Source organism: Lysobacter firmicutimachus, from assembly GCF_037027445.1.
Taxonomy (GTDB): domain Bacteria; phylum Pseudomonadota; class Gammaproteobacteria; order Xanthomonadales; family Xanthomonadaceae; genus Lysobacter; species Lysobacter firmicutimachus.
In genome coordinates, this window is the sequence record NZ_JBANDL010000002.1 from 1,192,965 (window position 1) to 1,207,833 (window position 14,869).

12 protein-coding genes are annotated in these 14,869 nt (G+C 66.2%); 8 read left to right on the forward strand and 4 right to left on the reverse strand.

Translation table 11 applies throughout. The features are described from left to right. The first annotated feature begins 256 nt into the window (after positions 1-256). A complete protein-coding gene (secA, locus tag V2J18_RS05095) occupies positions 257-2,974 on the forward strand; it encodes a preprotein translocase subunit SecA (protein ID WP_064747894.1) in 2,718 nt (905 codons plus the stop codon). Between the two features lie 106 nt (positions 2,975-3,080). Then, complete coding sequence (locus V2J18_RS05100; RefSeq protein ID WP_064747895.1) at positions 3,081-4,034, forward strand: Nudix family hydrolase; 954 nt, start codon at positions 3,081-3,083, stop codon at positions 4,032-4,034. Between the two features lie 635 nt (positions 4,035-4,669). Here the strand turns inward: V2J18_RS05100 and coaE are convergent. The 4 genes from coaE to pilB are packed head-to-tail and all read right to left on the reverse strand — an operon-like array spanning position 4,670 to position 9,197. Beyond that, positions 4,670-5,284 carry a dephospho-CoA kinase gene (coaE, locus tag V2J18_RS05105; protein ID WP_064746434.1) on the reverse strand — a complete coding sequence of 205 codons (615 nt, stop codon included), beginning with the start codon at positions 5,282-5,284 and terminating at the stop codon, positions 4,670-4,672. Between the two features lie 4 nt (positions 5,285-5,288). Then, positions 5,289-6,176 (reverse strand): prepilin peptidase, encoded by an 888-nt coding sequence (locus tag V2J18_RS05110; RefSeq protein WP_064746435.1) that lies wholly within the window; start codon positions 6,174-6,176, stop codon positions 5,289-5,291. Positions 6,177-6,197: 21 nt separating this feature from the next. After that, a complete protein-coding gene (locus V2J18_RS05115; RefSeq protein ID WP_064746436.1) occupies positions 6,198-7,469 on the reverse strand; it encodes a type II secretion system F family protein in 1,272 nt (423 codons plus the stop codon). Between the two features lie 3 nt (positions 7,470-7,472). Next, the gene (gene pilB / locus V2J18_RS05120) at positions 7,473-9,197 is read right to left on the reverse strand and encodes a type IV-A pilus assembly ATPase PilB (protein WP_075574968.1); all 1,725 of its coding nucleotides are present in this window, start codon (positions 9,195-9,197) and stop codon (positions 7,473-7,475) included. Positions 9,198-9,331: 134 nt separating this feature from the next. On the opposite strand from pilB, the gene V2J18_RS05125 reads away from it, so the two are divergent. Genes V2J18_RS05125 through V2J18_RS05150 form a run of 6 tightly spaced genes read left to right on the forward strand, consistent with a single transcriptional unit; the run spans position 9,332 to position 14,788 of the window. Next, positions 9,332-10,183, forward strand: a complete 852-nt coding sequence (locus tag V2J18_RS05125) for a glycosyltransferase family 2 protein (RefSeq protein ID WP_064746437.1) — start codon at positions 9,332-9,334, stop codon at positions 10,181-10,183. A gap of 14 nt (positions 10,184-10,197) precedes the next feature. Further along, positions 10,198-11,304 (forward strand): UDP-N-acetyl glucosamine 2-epimerase, encoded by a 1,107-nt coding sequence (locus V2J18_RS05130; protein WP_064746438.1) that lies wholly within the window; start codon positions 10,198-10,200, stop codon positions 11,302-11,304. Further along, a complete protein-coding gene (locus tag V2J18_RS05135) occupies positions 11,295-12,140 on the forward strand; it encodes a polysaccharide deacetylase family protein (RefSeq protein ID WP_336131236.1) in 846 nt (281 codons plus the stop codon). The genes V2J18_RS05130 and V2J18_RS05135 overlap by 10 nt, the downstream gene beginning before the upstream one ends. After that, positions 12,137-12,817, forward strand: a complete 681-nt coding sequence (locus tag V2J18_RS05140) for a class I SAM-dependent methyltransferase (protein WP_141233329.1) — start codon at positions 12,137-12,139, stop codon at positions 12,815-12,817. Before V2J18_RS05135 ends, V2J18_RS05140 begins: the two co-directional genes overlap by 4 nt. After that, entirely contained in the window at positions 12,814-13,869 is a 1,056-nt protein-coding gene (locus tag V2J18_RS05145; protein WP_336131238.1) for a hypothetical protein, read from the forward strand. The genes V2J18_RS05140 and V2J18_RS05145 overlap by 4 nt, the downstream gene beginning before the upstream one ends. Continuing rightward, the gene (locus tag V2J18_RS05150; RefSeq protein ID WP_336131239.1) at positions 13,862-14,788 is read left to right on the forward strand and encodes a lysylphosphatidylglycerol synthase transmembrane domain-containing protein; all 927 of its coding nucleotides are present in this window, start codon (positions 13,862-13,864) and stop codon (positions 14,786-14,788) included. The genes V2J18_RS05145 and V2J18_RS05150 overlap by 8 nt, the downstream gene beginning before the upstream one ends. Positions 14,789-14,869: the final 81 nt, after the last annotated feature.

Below are 14,869 nucleotides of genomic sequence, written 5' to 3' on the forward strand. Positions count from 1 at the left end.
CATTCGGCAAAGTTCCGCGATTCAGCGGCATCCAACCCCCTTGATACCGTTCAGGTCGCCCCCCACGCTAGAATGGGTGTGGCCAAAGACCAGGCTCGATCCGATCGGGGGCGCACGGCGCCCCCGATTGCGTTTCGGCGACAGCCGAACGCCCGGGAGAGCCGGTCGCTCTGGATTCCTGGGGAACTTGCCGCCGGCGGCGCGCTCTTAGATCGTCCCGCTTGCGCAACCCCGTTCGCTTTACACGGACCCGTTCATGCTCAACAGCTTGCTTACCCGCGTTTTCGGCAGCCGCAACGACCGCCTGCTGCGCCAACTGCAACGCTCCGTCGTCAAGATCAACGCGCTCGAAGCGGAGATGGAAAAGCTCTCCGACGCCCAGTTGCAGGCCAAGACGCCGGAATTCCAGAAGCGCATCGCCGACGGCGAATCGCTGGACAAGCTGCTGCCCGAGGCGTTCGCGGTCTGCCGCGAAGCGTCCAAGCGCGTGCTCGGCATGCGCCACTACGACGTGCAGCTGATCGGCGGCATGGTCCTGCACCTGGGCAAGATCGCCGAAATGCGCACCGGCGAGGGCAAGACCCTGGTCGGCACCCTGCCGGTGTACCTCAACGCCCTGGAAGGCAAGGGCACCCACGTGGTCACGGTCAACGATTACCTGGCGCGGCGCGACTCGGCCTGGATGGGCAAGCTGTACAACTGGCTCGGCCTGAGCGTGGGCGTGGTCTACCCGGGCATGCCGCACAGCGACAAGCACGCCGCCTACGCCGCGGATATCACCTACGGCACCAACAACGAATTCGGCTTCGACTACCTGCGCGACAACATGGCGCTGTCGAAGGACGACCGATTCCAGCGCGGCCTGCATTACGCGATCGTCGACGAAGTCGACTCGATCCTGATCGACGAGGCGCGTACCCCGCTGATCATCTCCGGCCCCGCCGACGAGTCGCCGGAGCTGTACATCAAGGTCAACCGCATCGTCCCGTCGCTGACCCGGCAGACCGCCGAGGACGGCGAGGGCGACTACTGGGTGGACGAGAAGGGCAAGCAGGTGCACCTGTCCGAAGCCGGCCAGGAACACGCCGAAGACCTGCTGCGCAAGGCCGGCATCCTCGGCGACGAGGACTCGCTGTACGCCGGCCAGAACATCAGCGTGGTCCATCACCTCAACGCCGCGCTGCGCGCGCACGCGATCTACCAGCGCGACGTGGACTACATCGTCCGCGACGGCGAGGTGGTGATCGTCGACGAGTTCACCGGCCGCACCCTGCCGGGCCGGCGCTGGTCGGACGGGCTGCATCAGGCGGTGGAAGCGAAGGAAGGCGTGCCGGTCCAGCGCGAGAACCAGACGCTGGCCTCGATCACCTTCCAGAACCTGTTCCGCATGTACAAGAAGCTGGCCGGCATGACCGGTACGGCGGACACCGAGGCTTACGAGTTCCAGAGCATCTACGGCCTGGAAGTGATCGTGATCCCGACCCATCGTCCGGCGCAGCGCAAGGACCATTCCGACCAGGTGTTCCTCAACCGCAACGGCAAGTACCGGGCGGTGCTCAACGAGATCAAGGCGGCGCACGAGCGCGGCCAGCCGGTGCTGGTCGGCACGACCTCGATCGAGGTCTCGGAAATGCTCAGCCAGCAGCTGACCGAAGCGGGCGTGAAGCATGAAGTGCTCAACGCCAAGCAGCACGAGCGCGAGGCCAACATCGTCGCCCAGGCCGGCCGGCCGGGCGCGATCACCATCGCCACCAACATGGCCGGCCGCGGCACCGACATCGTGCTCGGCGGTTCGCTGGAAGCCGAACTGGCCGAACTGGCGGCGCAAAACGGCGGCCAGCCGGTCGACGAAGTCACCCACCAGCGGCTCAAGGCGGCCTGGCAGGAGCGCCACGAGCAGGTCAAGGCCGCCGGCGGCCTGCACATCATCGGCACCGAGCGCCACGAATCGCGCCGCATCGACAACCAGCTGCGCGGCCGCGCCGGCCGCCAGGGCGACCCGGGCTCGTCGCGTTTCTACCTGTCGCTCGAAGACAACCTGATGCGCATCTTCGCCGCCGATTGGGTGCAGAAGGTGATGGCGCGGATGGGCCTGAAGGAAGACGACATCATCGAAAGCCCGCTGGTGACCAAGCAGATCGCCAACGCGCAGCGCAAGGTCGAAGCGCACAACTTCGACATCCGCAAGAACCTGCTCGACTTCGACGACGTCAACAACGACCAGCGCAAGGTCATCTACGGCCAGCGCGACGAGCTGCTGGAAGCCGAGAGCGTGCAGGACAACGTCGACGGCATCCGCTTTGATGTGGTCGCCGACCTGGTCCAGCGCCATGTGCCGGCCAACTCGGTCGACGACCAGTGGGATCTGCCGGGCCTAGAGGCGACGCTGGCGCAGGAACTCAACGTGCACGTGCCGTTGGTCGAGACCGCGCGCAAGGCCGAGGAACTGGACGCCGAGACCGTTGCCCAGCAGGTCCAGGACGCGGTCGCCGCGCATTTCTCCTCGCGCGAGCAGCAGCTCGGCAGCGAGACCATGCGCATGCTGGAAAAGCACATCATGCTCAACGTGCTCGACCAGAACTGGAAGGAGCATCTGGCGCGCATGGACTACCTGCGCCAGGGCATCCACCTGCGCGGCTACGCGCAGAAGCAGCCCAAGCAGGAATACAAGAAGGAAGCTTTCGAGCTGTTCTCGGAGATGCTCGACAAGGTCAAGCGCGAGGTGGTGACCATCCTGGCCCGCGTGCGCATCCAGAGCGAGCAGGAAATCGCCGAGCTGGAGGCTGCCGAGCGCGCCCAGGCCGAGGCGCAGGCGCGGCAGATGCAGTTCCAGCACGCCTCCGCCGGCGGCTTCGGCGCCGACGAAGAGGCCGCGCAGGTCTCCGAAGAGGCCTTCGCCAACATCGGCCGCAACGACCCTTGCCCCTGCGGCAGCGGCAAGAAGTACAAGCACTGCCATGGGCAGTTGGCCTGAGGAAGCGGGGATTCGGGATTCGGGATTCGGGATTGGCAACAGCAAGACCGAACCGACTTCGAGCGACGCGGCGGCCGCCGCCAGCGCCGTCGCTTCCCAATCCCCAATCCCCAATCCCCAATCCCGACTCGTGGACGTCGTCGCCGGGGTGATCCGCGACGCGCGCGGGCGGGTGCTGCTGACCCGCCGCACCGAGGGCCGCGATCTGGCCGGGCTGTGGGAATTCCCCGGCGGCAAGCGCGAGCCCGGCGAGACGCCGGAAGCGGCCCTGATCCGCGAACTGCACGAAGAACTCGGCATCGAGGTCGAACCCGGCGCCGAGCTGATCCGGGTGCCGCAAGCCTATCCCGACAAGCGGCTGGTGCTGGACGTGCGCGAGATCCGCGCCTGGCGCGGCAGCGCGCGCGGGCGCGAGGGCCAGGCCCTGGTCTGGGCGCCGCCGCACAAGCTGGCCAGCTATGCCATGCCCCCGGCCGACCGGCCGGTGGTGGCGGCGTTGCAGCAGGCGCCGTTGTATCTGGTCACGCCGACGCCGGGCGCGGACGATGATGCCTGGCTGGAGGCGCTGAGCCGCGCTTTGGCGAGCGGCGTACAGCGCGTGCAGCTGCGCGCGCCCGAACTCGACGAGGCGCGCTGGCGGCGCTTGGCGGCCTCGGCGGTGCAACGCTGCCGCGCGGCCAAGGCCGAGGTGTTGATCAACGGCGACGCCGCGCTGGCGGCCGCGCTCGGTGCGGGGCTGCACCTGCGCGCAGCGCAGTTGCGCGAATTCGAGCGCCGCCCGCTCGCGGCCGGTCTGCCCCTGGCGGCTTCCTGTCACGACGCCGACGAGTTGCGTGCGGCCCAGTCCCTGGAGTGCGATTTCGCCGTGCTCGGTTCGGTCCAGTCGACCCCGAGTCATCCGGGCCGGTTGGGCATGGGCTGGGAGGCGTTCGCGCGCCTGCGCGAGTCGGTGTCTTTGCCGATCTATGCGATCGGCGGACTGGCCGCGCACGATCTGGCCCAAGCGCGCCGCCATGGCGCCCAGGGCATCGCCGCGATCCGGTCTTTATGGCCGGTTTGAGGCCTCGTCTTCGAGGCCTCGTCTCGAGGTGCCGTTTCGGGCGAGTGTTTGCCGATGCGGCAGCAGCATGAGCCGCTCCTGCGGCCCTTCAGTCCCGCCATCTTTTCGCCTGGTGCCCACTTGTAGGAGCGACGTAAGTCGCGACCACAGGCCCGTAGAAATCCCAACGCCGACGTCATAGATCGAAGCCCGAAACTGTCGCGGGAGTAGGAGTGGCGTAAGCCGCGACCACGGGACGCGCAGAGAAATCAACGCCTTCGCTATTGATCGAAGCTACGAAACCGTAGCGCCGGCTTCTATGGACAAAAGCTTCAAAGCAAAGCTTCCGTCCGCAAGCGGCCGAGTCACTTTCTTTGTCCAAAGCGACAAAGCCCTACTGGATTTCCTTCGCTCAAAAGTAATCAAAGAAAACGCCATGGCGGTTTCGGATCAAAAGCCGCTATGGGACGTAGCGTGCGCAGGGCTGTTCCGCACCGGCCATCCTCGGCCTGGCTGCGCACGGCTCGCCTCCCTGTGGGCCGCCCTCCGGGGCTTCAGGGCATTCTCGCCAGGTCGATGCGACGCCAAGCTGTTACGGCAATTGCAATTGCAATTGCAGCGGCAACGGCAAGAAAGCCGCGCCACGAGGGCGGCGGTCAGGCGTCGGCGGCGAGGGCGCGGTAGCGTCGGTCCAGCGCCGCTACCTGGGTCTGCAAGTCATCCAACGGGCCGTCGTTGACGATCACGTCGTCGGCGATCGCCAGCCGCGCCTCGCGCGTGGCCTGGGCGGCGATCATGCGTTGGGCCAGTTCGGCGTCGATGCGGTCGCGCTGCATGACCCGGGCCTGTTGCACCGCCACCGGCACGTCCACGACCAGGATGCGCTGCAGCCAGGGATAGGCCTCGCGTCCGCCGCCTTCGGCCAGTAGCGGAATCGCCGCCACCGCGTAAGGGCCGGGCGCCAGCCGGCATTGCCGTTGCAGCATTTCGCGCACGAGCGGGTGGACGATGGCTTCCAGCCGCTTGCGCGCGTGATCGTCGCCGAACACGCGTTGGCGCATCGCGGCGCGGTCCAGACCGCCGTCGCGATCCAGCACCTGGGCGCCGAAAGCCGAGACTATTTCGGCTAGGCCGGTGCTGCCGGCCGCGACTGCGGCGCGTGCGGACACGTCGGCGTCGGCGACCGCGATGCCGAGCGCCTCGAACCGCCGGGTGACCTCGCTCTTGCCCGAGGCCACCCCGCCGGTAATGCCGACGCAGAACCCGGCCATCGGCTCAGGCCAGGCCGGCGAAGCGCAGATAGGCTTGGAGCAGGGCGTCGCCGGAGAAGAACACGATCGCACCGGCGATGGCCAGGTAGGGGCCGAACGGGATCGGCACGCCCATGTCGCGCCCCCTCGTCGCCAGCCAGATCGAGCCGATCACGGCGCCGACCAGGGACGACATCAGGATGGTCGGCAGCACGCCCTTTAGCCCGACCCAGGCGCCGATCGCGGCGAGCAGCTTGAAGTCGCCGCCGCCCATGCCTTCGCGCGGGTCTTTGACCCGCTTCACCACGACCTGGTACTGCTTGTAGATCCAATTGACCAGCCACAGGCTGAGGTAGCCGGCGATGGCGCCGAGCACGGCCGGCTTGACTGGGAAGTACAGGTTGTCGCTGGCGGCGATGATGCCCAGCCACATCAGCGGCAGGGTCAGGTTGTCCGGCAGGTACTGGGTGCGCAGGTCGATGCCGGACAGGATGATCAGGAAGCTGGTGAAGACCATCGCCCCGAAGCCCTGCCAGCCGAAGCCGAAACGCGCCACGCAGGCCAGCATCAGCAGCATGGTGATCAGCTCGACCGCCGGGTACTGCATCGAGATCGGGGTCTTGCAGTGGCGACAGCGCCCGCGCAGCGCCAGGTAGCTGAACACCGGGATGTTCTCGTACCAAGACAACTGGTGCTTGCAATGCGGGCAATGCGAGCGCTCGACCACGATGCCGGGCGGCGGCGGGTCGTAGACCTCGGGCTGCTCCAGCGCCTCTCGTGCGTCCTTCTTCCATTCCCACTCCAGCCGCTTGGGCAGGCGCAGGATCACCACGTTGTAGAAGCTGCCCAGCAGCAGCCCGAAACCGGCCACGAGCGGATACCCGAGGCCGGGGTTCTGATCTAGAAATGCCATGCGGTCAGGATACTTCGCCGGTCAGATCGTCGCAGCAAGCTTGAAGATCGGCAGGTACATGGCCACGACCATGCCGCCGACGATCACGCCCAGAATGATCATGATCAGGGGCTCGAGCAGGCTGGACAGGGCGTCGACGGCGTTGTTGACCTCCTGCTCGTAGAACTCGGCGACCTTGACCAGCATGGTGTCGAGCGCGCCGGCCTCTTCGCCGATCGCGGTCATCTGGATCACCATGTGCGGGAACAGGTTGACCTGCTTCATCGCCATGTTGACCTGGTAGCCGACCGAGACGTCGTCGCGGATGCGGTAGACGGCCTTCTCGTAGACCACGTTGCCGGTGGCGCCGGCGACCGTGTCCAGGGCTTCGACCAAGGGCACGCCGGCACGGAAGGTCACCGCCAGGGTGCGGGCGAAGCGGGCGATCGCCGCGTTGTGCAGGATCTGCCCGACCACCGGAATCTTGAGCATGGCCCGGTCGAGGAAATGGGCGAAGGCCGGCGAGCGGTTCTTGGCCATGATGAAGGCGACGGCGGCGCCGATCACTCCCAGCAGCACCGCCCACCACCAGGCGATCATGAAATCGCTCATGCCGATCACCATCAGGGTGAAGGCCGGCAAATCGGCGCCGAAGCTCTTGAAGGTGGCCTGGAACTGCGGCACCACGAAGATCAGCAGGATCGCGCTGACCAAGATCGCGACCGCGACCACGGTGGCGGGGTAGAACAGGGCCTTCTTGATCTTGCCCTTGAGGGTTTCGATGTTTTCCTTGTAGGTCGCGACCGTGTCGAGCACGGTTTCCAGCACGCCGGCCGATTCGCCGGCCTTGACCAGGTTGCGGTACAGCTCGTCGAACTGGACCGGGTGCTTGGACATGGCCTCGTACAGCGACAGGCCGCTTTCCAGGTCGCCGCGTACCGCGTTGAGCAATTTCTTCATGCGCGGATTCTTATGGCCCTCGCCGATGATCTCCAGCGCGCCGACGATCGGCACGCCGGACTTCATCATGGTCGCGATCTGGCGGCTGAAGATGGCGATGTCGCCCGGGGCGATGCGCTTGCCGGCGGCGCCGAACAGCGGCTTGCCCTTGGGTTTGACCACGGTCGGGGTGATGCCCTGGCGGCGCAGCTCGGCGCGCAGCAGGTTGGCGTTCTTGGCCGCCTGTTCGCCCTTCATCTTGATGCCGCGCTTGTCGGTGCCTTCCCAGACGAACACGTCCAACGGGTTGGCGCGGCGTATCTGGGGCTGCGGTTGTTTGGTGGCGGCGCGAGTGGCGGATCGGGTCGCGGACATGGCTTAGTCCTTGGTTACGCGGTTGATTTCGGCCAGGCTGGTGACGCCGTTCATCACCTTGATCAGTGCCGAGCGACGCAGGTCGCGCACGCCCGAGCGCTGGGCGGCTTCGGCGATCTGCATCGCATTGCCGCCCTCGAGTACGATCGCCTGGATTTCTTCGGTCATCGGCATGACCTGGTAGATGCCGGTACGTCCTTTGTAGCCTTCGGTGCAGTCCGGGCATCCCGCCGGCTCGTACAGCTTGAAGCCGGAAGCGATCTCTTCGTGGCTGAAGCCTTCGGCGAGCAGCGCGTGTTCCGGCAGGTGCACCTCGCGCTTGCAGTCGTGCAGACGGCGGGCGAGGCGCTGGGCGATCACCAGAGTGACCGAGGAAGTGATGTTGTACGGCGCCACGCCCATGTTCATCAGTCGGGCGATGGTCTGCGGGGCGTCGTTGGTGTGCAGGGTCGACAGCACCATGTGGCCGGTCTGGGCGGCCTTGATGGCGATCTCGGCGGTTTCCAGGTCGCGGATTTCGCCGACCATGATCACGTCCGGGTCCTGGCGCAGGAAGCTGCGCAGGGCCGCGGCGAAGGTCATGCCGCGCTTGACGTTCATCTGCACCTGGTTGATGCCCGGCACGCGGATTTCGACCGGGTCCTCGACCGTGGAGATGTTGCGTTGCTCGTCGTTGAGGATGTTGAGCGCGGTGTACAGCGACACCGTCTTGCCCGAGCCGGTGGGGCCGGTCACCAGGACCATGCCGTAGGGCTTGACCACCGCGCCGACGAACAATTCCTTCTGATCGTCCTCGTAGCCGAGCTTCTCGATGCCCAGGCGGGCCGCGCTGCCGTCGAGGATACGCAGCACGATCTTCTCGCCGAACAAGGTCGGCAAGGTGCTCATGCGGAAGTCGATCTGCTTGGTCTTGGACAGGTTGAGCTTGATGCGCCCGTCCTGCGGCACCCGCTTCTCGGCGATGTCGAGCTGGGCCATGACCTTCAGGCGCGCGGCGATGCGCGCGTGCAGCTTGTTCGGCACCTTGGCGACCTGCTTGAGCAGGCCGTCGATGCGCAGGCGCACCCGGTACTCGGTCTCGTAAGGCTCGAAGTGGATGTCCGAGGCGCCCCGGCGGATCGCGTCGACCAGCACCTTGTTGACGAACTTCACCACCGGGGTGTCGTCGCCCTTGGCGTCGATGCCGCTGTCGCCGACGTTGGCGATGTCTTCGTCCTTGCCGATTTCGAGGGTTTCCAGGCCCTCGCCGTCGCCGACCGTGGTGGCGAGGTTGTCGGAACTCTCCAGCCAGCGGTCCAGGGTGCGGCGGATCAGCTCCTCGTCGACCAGGATGGCCTCGACCGCGGCGTTGGTCTGGAACTTGATCTCGTCCAGGGCGCCGGTGTTGGTCGGATCGGCCAGGCCGATGAACAGCTTGTTGCCGCGCTTGAACAGCGGCAGGGCGTTGTGCTTGCGGATCAGTTCTTCGCTGATCGCGCGCACGGCCGACTGGCTCGGGTCCATGGCCGAAGGGTCGAACAGGGGCACGCCGAACTCGATCGAGTTGGCGGCCGCCAGTTGCCCCGACGTGACCAGGCGTTGCTCGGCCAGATACGTGGCGATCGGTTTGCGGTCGGCGCTGGCCGCGGTCATGGCCTCGCGCGCCTTGACCTCGTCCAGGGCGCCGTCCATGACCAAGCGCCGGGCAATGCCGGTGATTCCCACCAGATTGGCAGTTGCGATGGACATTGCAGCCCTCAGTTTTCCCCACCCTGACTTTACCTGAATCTCAGCGGATGGCGAGCTGACCTGTGTCGCTATTCTGGAGCCGGGTGGTTTGAGCCCCAGCGCACACCGGCTATCCTGCGCCCTGGGGAGGTGACATGCACGTATCCGTAGTATTGCCGGCCAAGAACGAGTCGGAGGGGCTGGGCCGTACCCTGCCGATGTTGCGCCAGGTCCTGCCTGGGGCCGAGATCATCGTGGTCGACGACGGCTCGACCGACGACACCGCCGCGGTGGCGGCCGGGTTCGGGGCCCGGGTCCTGTCTTCGCCCTATTCGATGGGCAACGGGGCGGCGATCAAGCGCGGCGCCCGCGAAGCCCGTGGCGACGTCATCGTGTTCATGGACGCCGACGGGCAGCACGACCCCGCCCATATTCCGCTGCTGCTGGAACGTCTGGAGGCCGGCTACGACATGGCGGTGGGCGCTCGCAACGCTTCCGGTCAGGCCAGCGTAGGGCGGGGGGCGGCGAACGCGTTCTATAACCGCCTCGCCAGTTGGATGACCGGGCACTCGGTCCAGGATCTGACCTCGGGCTTCCGGGCGGTCCGCGCGGGCAAGTTCCGCGAGTTCCTGCACCTGTTGCCGAACGGCTTCAGCTACCCGACCACCAGCACGATGGCCTTCTTCCGCAGCGCCTATCCGGTGACCTACGTGCCGATCGACGTCGCGCGCCGGGTCGGCACCCAGAGCCATATCCGGCCGCTGCGCGACGGCGTCCGCTTCTTGTTGATCATCTTCAAGATCGCGACCTTGTACTCGCCGCTGAAACTGTTCGCCCCGACTGCCGTCGCCTTCACCCTGCTCGGGCTGGGGCACTACGCCTGGACCTACGCCATGCACGGCCGCTTCACGAACATGTCGGCATTGCTGCTCAGCGCGGCGGTGATCGTGTTCCTGATCGGGCTGGTGTCCGAGCAGATCACCAGCCTGACCTACCGCAAGGACTAAGGGCGGAGTATCCGGTGCTGGTTTACCTCGTAGGGACCAAGGCGCAGTACATCAAGATGGCTCCGGTGATCCGCGAGACCATCGGGCAAGGGGTCGACTATGCGCTGATCCTGACCGGCCAGCACCGCGAAACCTTCGACGAGCTGCAGCGCAATTTCGGCCTGCCCGACCCCGACCTGGTGCTGGTGCCGGGCGAAGAGGCCAAGGACCGGTTGTCCCTGCTGGCGTGGGCGGTCAAGGCCTGGCGCCGCGCCGGCTCCCCGGAACTGCGCCGCATCTGGAGCCGGACCAGCGCGGTCGTGGTCCACGGCGACACGGCTTCCACCCTGCTGGGGGCGATGATCGGCCGGCGGTTTTCGCTGCCGGTCGCGCACGTCGAGGCCGGTCTGCGTTCGTTCGACATCTTCCATCCTTTTCCGGAAGAACTGATCCGGGTCGCGGTGTCCAAGGTCGCGACCCTGCACCTGTGCCCGGATCCGGTGGCCATGGCGAACCTGGATCGGGTCCGCGGCGAGAAGCTCATGACTCAGGGCAACACCTTGGTCGATGCGATGCGACTGGCGGTGGCCGCCGAAGCCGACGCCGGACCCCCGACCGAAGAGGCGCCTTATGCGGTGTTCTCGATGCACCGCCAGGAAAACCTGTTCAATCGCGACCGGCTCGATCGCGCGCTCGGCGTCCTGCAGGCCCTGGCACGGGACGTCATGCCGGTGCGCTTCGTGCTGCATCCAGTGACCCGGCGGCGCCTTGAGAAACTGGGTTTGCTGAGCCAAATCGGACAGTGGTCGGGGGTGACGCTGGTCGACCGGATGGACTTCCTGTCGTTCGGCCGGCTGATTCGCGGCGCCCGCATGGTGGCCACCGACGGCGGCAGCAACCAGGAGGAATGCGCGATGTTGGGCATCCCCTGCGTATTGCTGCGCCAAGCGACCGAGCGGCCGGACGGTTTGTCGGATTCGGTGTTGCTGGCCGACCTCGACGCGGACAAGATCAAGCGGTTCGCACAGCGTGCCGCCGACGAGCCCGGACGGATCAAATCATTGCCAGCCGCGTCGCCGAGCCGGGAAATCGTAGCCGCACTGCGCGGCTATCTGAGCGAGCGTCCCGGTCGATGCGCCTGACCGTTCGCTTCGATGTCGACACCTGGTCGTGCGCCCATCGCGGCATGCCCTTCTTGATGGATTTCGCCCAACGCCTGGAGGCGGAGTTCTGCTTCATGGTGAACATGGGGCGCGCGGTGTCCCGCGGCCTGCATTTGCGCAAGCTGGTCCGTTCGTCGTCCCCGGCCAACGTCAGCGAAGAGCGGGTGGACAAACTGGGCTCGATGCAGCGCATGGGGGTGTCCGGCTATCTGAGGACGGCTTTGCTCAATCCCGAAGTCGGCCTCACCGCCGGCGCCATCCTGCAACGGGCCGGGCGCGAAGGTCATGTGCTCGGCCTGCATGGCGGACGCAATCACGGCGAATGGCAGTGGGGAGCGCAGAATTGGAGCGGCGAGCGTCTGCGCGACGAAGTCCTCTGGGGCTTGCGGGCGTTCGAGCGGGTCGGTCTGGAACACCCGCGCCGGTTCTCTTCGCCGGGCTGGAACTCGCCCTCCGGCCTGCCCGCGGTGTTGGCGCAGTGCGGATTCGAGGAACTGCACGATCGCCATGAGCCCGGCATTCCCATCGACACGGTCGCGAGCGGCGGCATCCTGCGCGAAATCAATACCGCGTTCGCCGGCGAGCCCGGCGGCGTGGGGTACTTCGAAAGCTGCCTGGTGCGCGGGGTGGACGCCGCGAGCGCGGCCGAGCGCATCGTTTCCGAATTGCGGTCCGGGCCTGCGGCGCATGCGGTGGTCTACGACCATCCGGTGTTCTGCGCCGGTATCGGCCGCGATCTGTTCTGCTCCACGTTGCTGGCCTTGCGCGAACGCGGCGTCGGCTTGATTGGCTATGCCTCGGGGAAACCGGCATGAAATCTCATCATTGGGACGCGTTGTTCGACAGCAATATCGAACTGTATCGGGGCGCCAGGCCGAAGCGGGCCGAGCGGGTGCTGGAATTTCTCCGCGACATCGACTTGATGCCTGCCTCGGTGCTGGAAATGGGCGCGTTCAGCGGCAAGGACATCCGCTACCTATCGGAGAAACTGCCGCAGACGCTCTGCTGCAGCCTGGACAAGGAGCGGGGCGTGTTCGATCGCGCCGCATCCGCGGCCACTTCTTGCGTGGTGGCCGATGCCTTCCACATGCCGTTCAGGGACTCGGCATTCGAAATCACCTTCCACAGCGGCTTGATCGTGGTGTTCGACGACCGTCAATCCGCGAAGATCGTCGAGGAGCAGCTTCGGGTCACCTCCGGCTACGCGTTCGTTTTCGCCCATAATCGCTGGAATTTCATCGATGTGCTCGTTTCCGCGGCGAAGCGGCTTCGCGGCAATTCCCTGTTCCGCTATCGTCGTTTCACGAAGGGACTGCTGCGCGGCATGGTTCCCGACAATGGCGCCCTGGTCCGCATCGAGTACGTCGACAACATGCTCGTGAACGCGACACGGCGGCGTGCGCCGAAGCTCGTGGGCGTCGTTTCGCGCATGGCCGGGTTCGCCGACGCAGTGTTGTGTAACGAAATATTGATGATCGTCAAGGCGAAATGAAGCACATCGTTCTCGGCGGGCGTGCGAACGGGCTGGGGATCGCCAGGGTATTGCAGCGCGAGGGCTTTCGGTGCGACGTAGTGGATCTGGACTCGCGCGCCGTCTGCAGCGTGTCCCGCGCGGTAGCGCGCTTCCATCGGCCCGAGCCGACGGACGACGCCGTCAACGCCTTGATGCTTTCGCTGCTGGCCGATGGCGGCGGCGTGCTCTACTCCACCGACGATCGATGGAATGCCTATATCGCCCGCAATCGCGCGACGCTGCAGGCGGCCGGCGCGAGGTTTCCTTTCGCTGGCATTGCGGCCATCGAGCGCGTAGCCGACAAGCTCGCTTTGGCCCAGTTGGCGGCCGATGTGCCGGAAACCCGGCTGTACGCCGGAAGCGAGCCCGGCCGCGATTGGATCGTCAAGCCGCGCCATCCGTTTACGGGCTTCGAGATACGCAAGAAGGGCGCCGGCGCGGGCGAGATCGAGCAGGGGTATCGGGCCGGCGAAGAATTCGTCGTCCAAAAACGCTTGAGCGCGCCGCTGGGCGGGCATTTGTCGTTATGCGGCTTGCGTACCGATACGGTGATCGGCAGCGTGGTCTATGCCAAGGCGCTGGAGTATCCGCATCCCGGGGGGACTTCCACGCTTTCGGTGATCCATGAGCGCGGGGAGTTGCATCGCGAGCTGCTGGAGCGCGGCGCTGCGCTGCTGGCCGAGCTGGACTATCAGGGGATGTTCGAGATCGAGTTCATCCGTTGCTCCGAGAGCGGCCGCTTGTTCGTCATCGATGTGAACCTTCGGTTCTGGCTCCAGCACGAGCTGGCCCGTCTGTTGGGCATCGACTACGCCAATCTTTACCGGCGCTGGCTTTCGGGCGAGGCGGTGGGCGAGCCGGAGCGGTTGCCGGGCTCCGTGGCTTGGGTTCACGAAGGTTTCCCGCTGTCCTTGTTCTCCGACTGGCGCGATTCATTGGCGGCCGTCGGGCACTTGCTGACCCGGCGCTGGATGTGGGCGCATTGGCGGTGGAACGATCCCCGGCCTTTCGCGAGGTTCCTGGGTGTTTAAGCATCCCTGGCTACGCGCTTCGCTGTTCTTCGCCGCCCTTGCGGGGCTGTTTGCGTATGGCTGGCACAACCCTCAGGTGGTGCAGCGGGCGTTGGCTTTCGGCTGGGGCAATGTCGGGGTTCTGGCCTTGTCGTACGTCGCGGCGCAGGGCTTGAATGCGTGGATTCTCAAGGCAGGCCTGGAGCCGCCTTATCGGGGCATCGGCTGGTCCGACGCGGCCGGCATCAACATGACTTCGTCGCTGGCCGGCTATCTGACCCCGTTTCGGTTGGGAGGGATGGGCTCGCGACTGGTGATTCTGCGCCTCAAGTACGCGGTAGCACCCGGGTACGCCGTCGGCCAGTTCCTCCTGGTCACGTTGCTGACGATCGGTCTCAGCGCGGTCCTGTTCGTCGCGGCGGTGCTCATCCACGGAGGCGACGTTCTGGTCCGCTACCGGGCGCCGGTGTGGCTCATGGCCGCTGTCGCCGTTGGGGTGGCGTTGACTTGCGCAGCCTTGCTTCATGCGCGCAGCTACGCGTTCCTGCGTTCGTGGCTGCCGCCCGCACTGGTCGGGGTGCACGAGGCGATGGCCCGGCCGTGGCGTTGCCAGGCGAAGATCTTGCTCTTGTTGATAGCGTTCTTCGTGCTGCAAGTGCTGCAAACGCAATGGTTGCTGCATGCGGTCGGGCTGCGCGGGGATTGGGTGTTCTCGATCCTGGTCTGCGCGCTGGCCAATCTGATGTTGGTCCTCAGCGTGACCCCGGCGAACCTGGGGGTGAAAGAGGCGCTGCTGGGATCGCTCGCGTTCGTTTTTTCGGTGGACGAGCAGGCTTTCATCGGCGCCTTGCTGGTCGACCGTTTCGTGCAGTTGGGCGTACTGGCTCTGGGGACGGCCGCCTATGCCTGGTCCGCCGGGCGAGATCCCGGCGATACCTGAAGGGCAGGGCGCGAGGGCGCCTGCGTTGCCTGCGTCATCGCCCGCGCGGGCGCCCGCGAGTAACGGGCGCCGCGCCGAGTC

What these genes read in the sequence shown, in the direction of transcription:
- secA (WP_064747894.1), top strand. Translation starts at nt 257, where the DNA reads ATGCTCAACAGCTTGCTTACCCGCGTTTTCGGCAGCCGCAACGACCGC.
- coaE (WP_064746434.1), bottom strand. Translation starts at nt 5,284, where the DNA reads ATGGCCGGGTTCTGCGTCGGCATTACCGGCGGGGTGGCCTCGGGCAAG.
- V2J18_RS05110 (WP_064746435.1), bottom strand. Translation starts at nt 6,176, where the DNA reads ATGGCATTTCTAGATCAGAACCCCGGCCTCGGGTATCCGCTCGTGGCC.
- V2J18_RS05115 (WP_064746436.1), bottom strand. Translation starts at nt 7,469, where the DNA reads ATGTCCGCGACCCGATCCGCCACTCGCGCCGCCACCAAACAACCGCAG.
- pilB (WP_075574968.1), bottom strand. Translation starts at nt 9,197, where the DNA reads ATGTCCATCGCAACTGCCAATCTGGTGGGAATCACCGGCATTGCCCGG.
- V2J18_RS05125 (WP_064746437.1), top strand. Translation starts at nt 9,332, where the DNA reads ATGCACGTATCCGTAGTATTGCCGGCCAAGAACGAGTCGGAGGGGCTG.
- V2J18_RS05135 (WP_336131236.1), top strand. Translation starts at nt 11,295, where the DNA reads ATGCGCCTGACCGTTCGCTTCGATGTCGACACCTGGTCGTGCGCCCAT.
- V2J18_RS05140 (WP_141233329.1), top strand. Translation starts at nt 12,137, where the DNA reads ATGAAATCTCATCATTGGGACGCGTTGTTCGACAGCAATATCGAACTG.
- V2J18_RS05145 (WP_336131238.1), top strand. Translation starts at nt 12,814, where the DNA reads ATGAAGCACATCGTTCTCGGCGGGCGTGCGAACGGGCTGGGGATCGCC.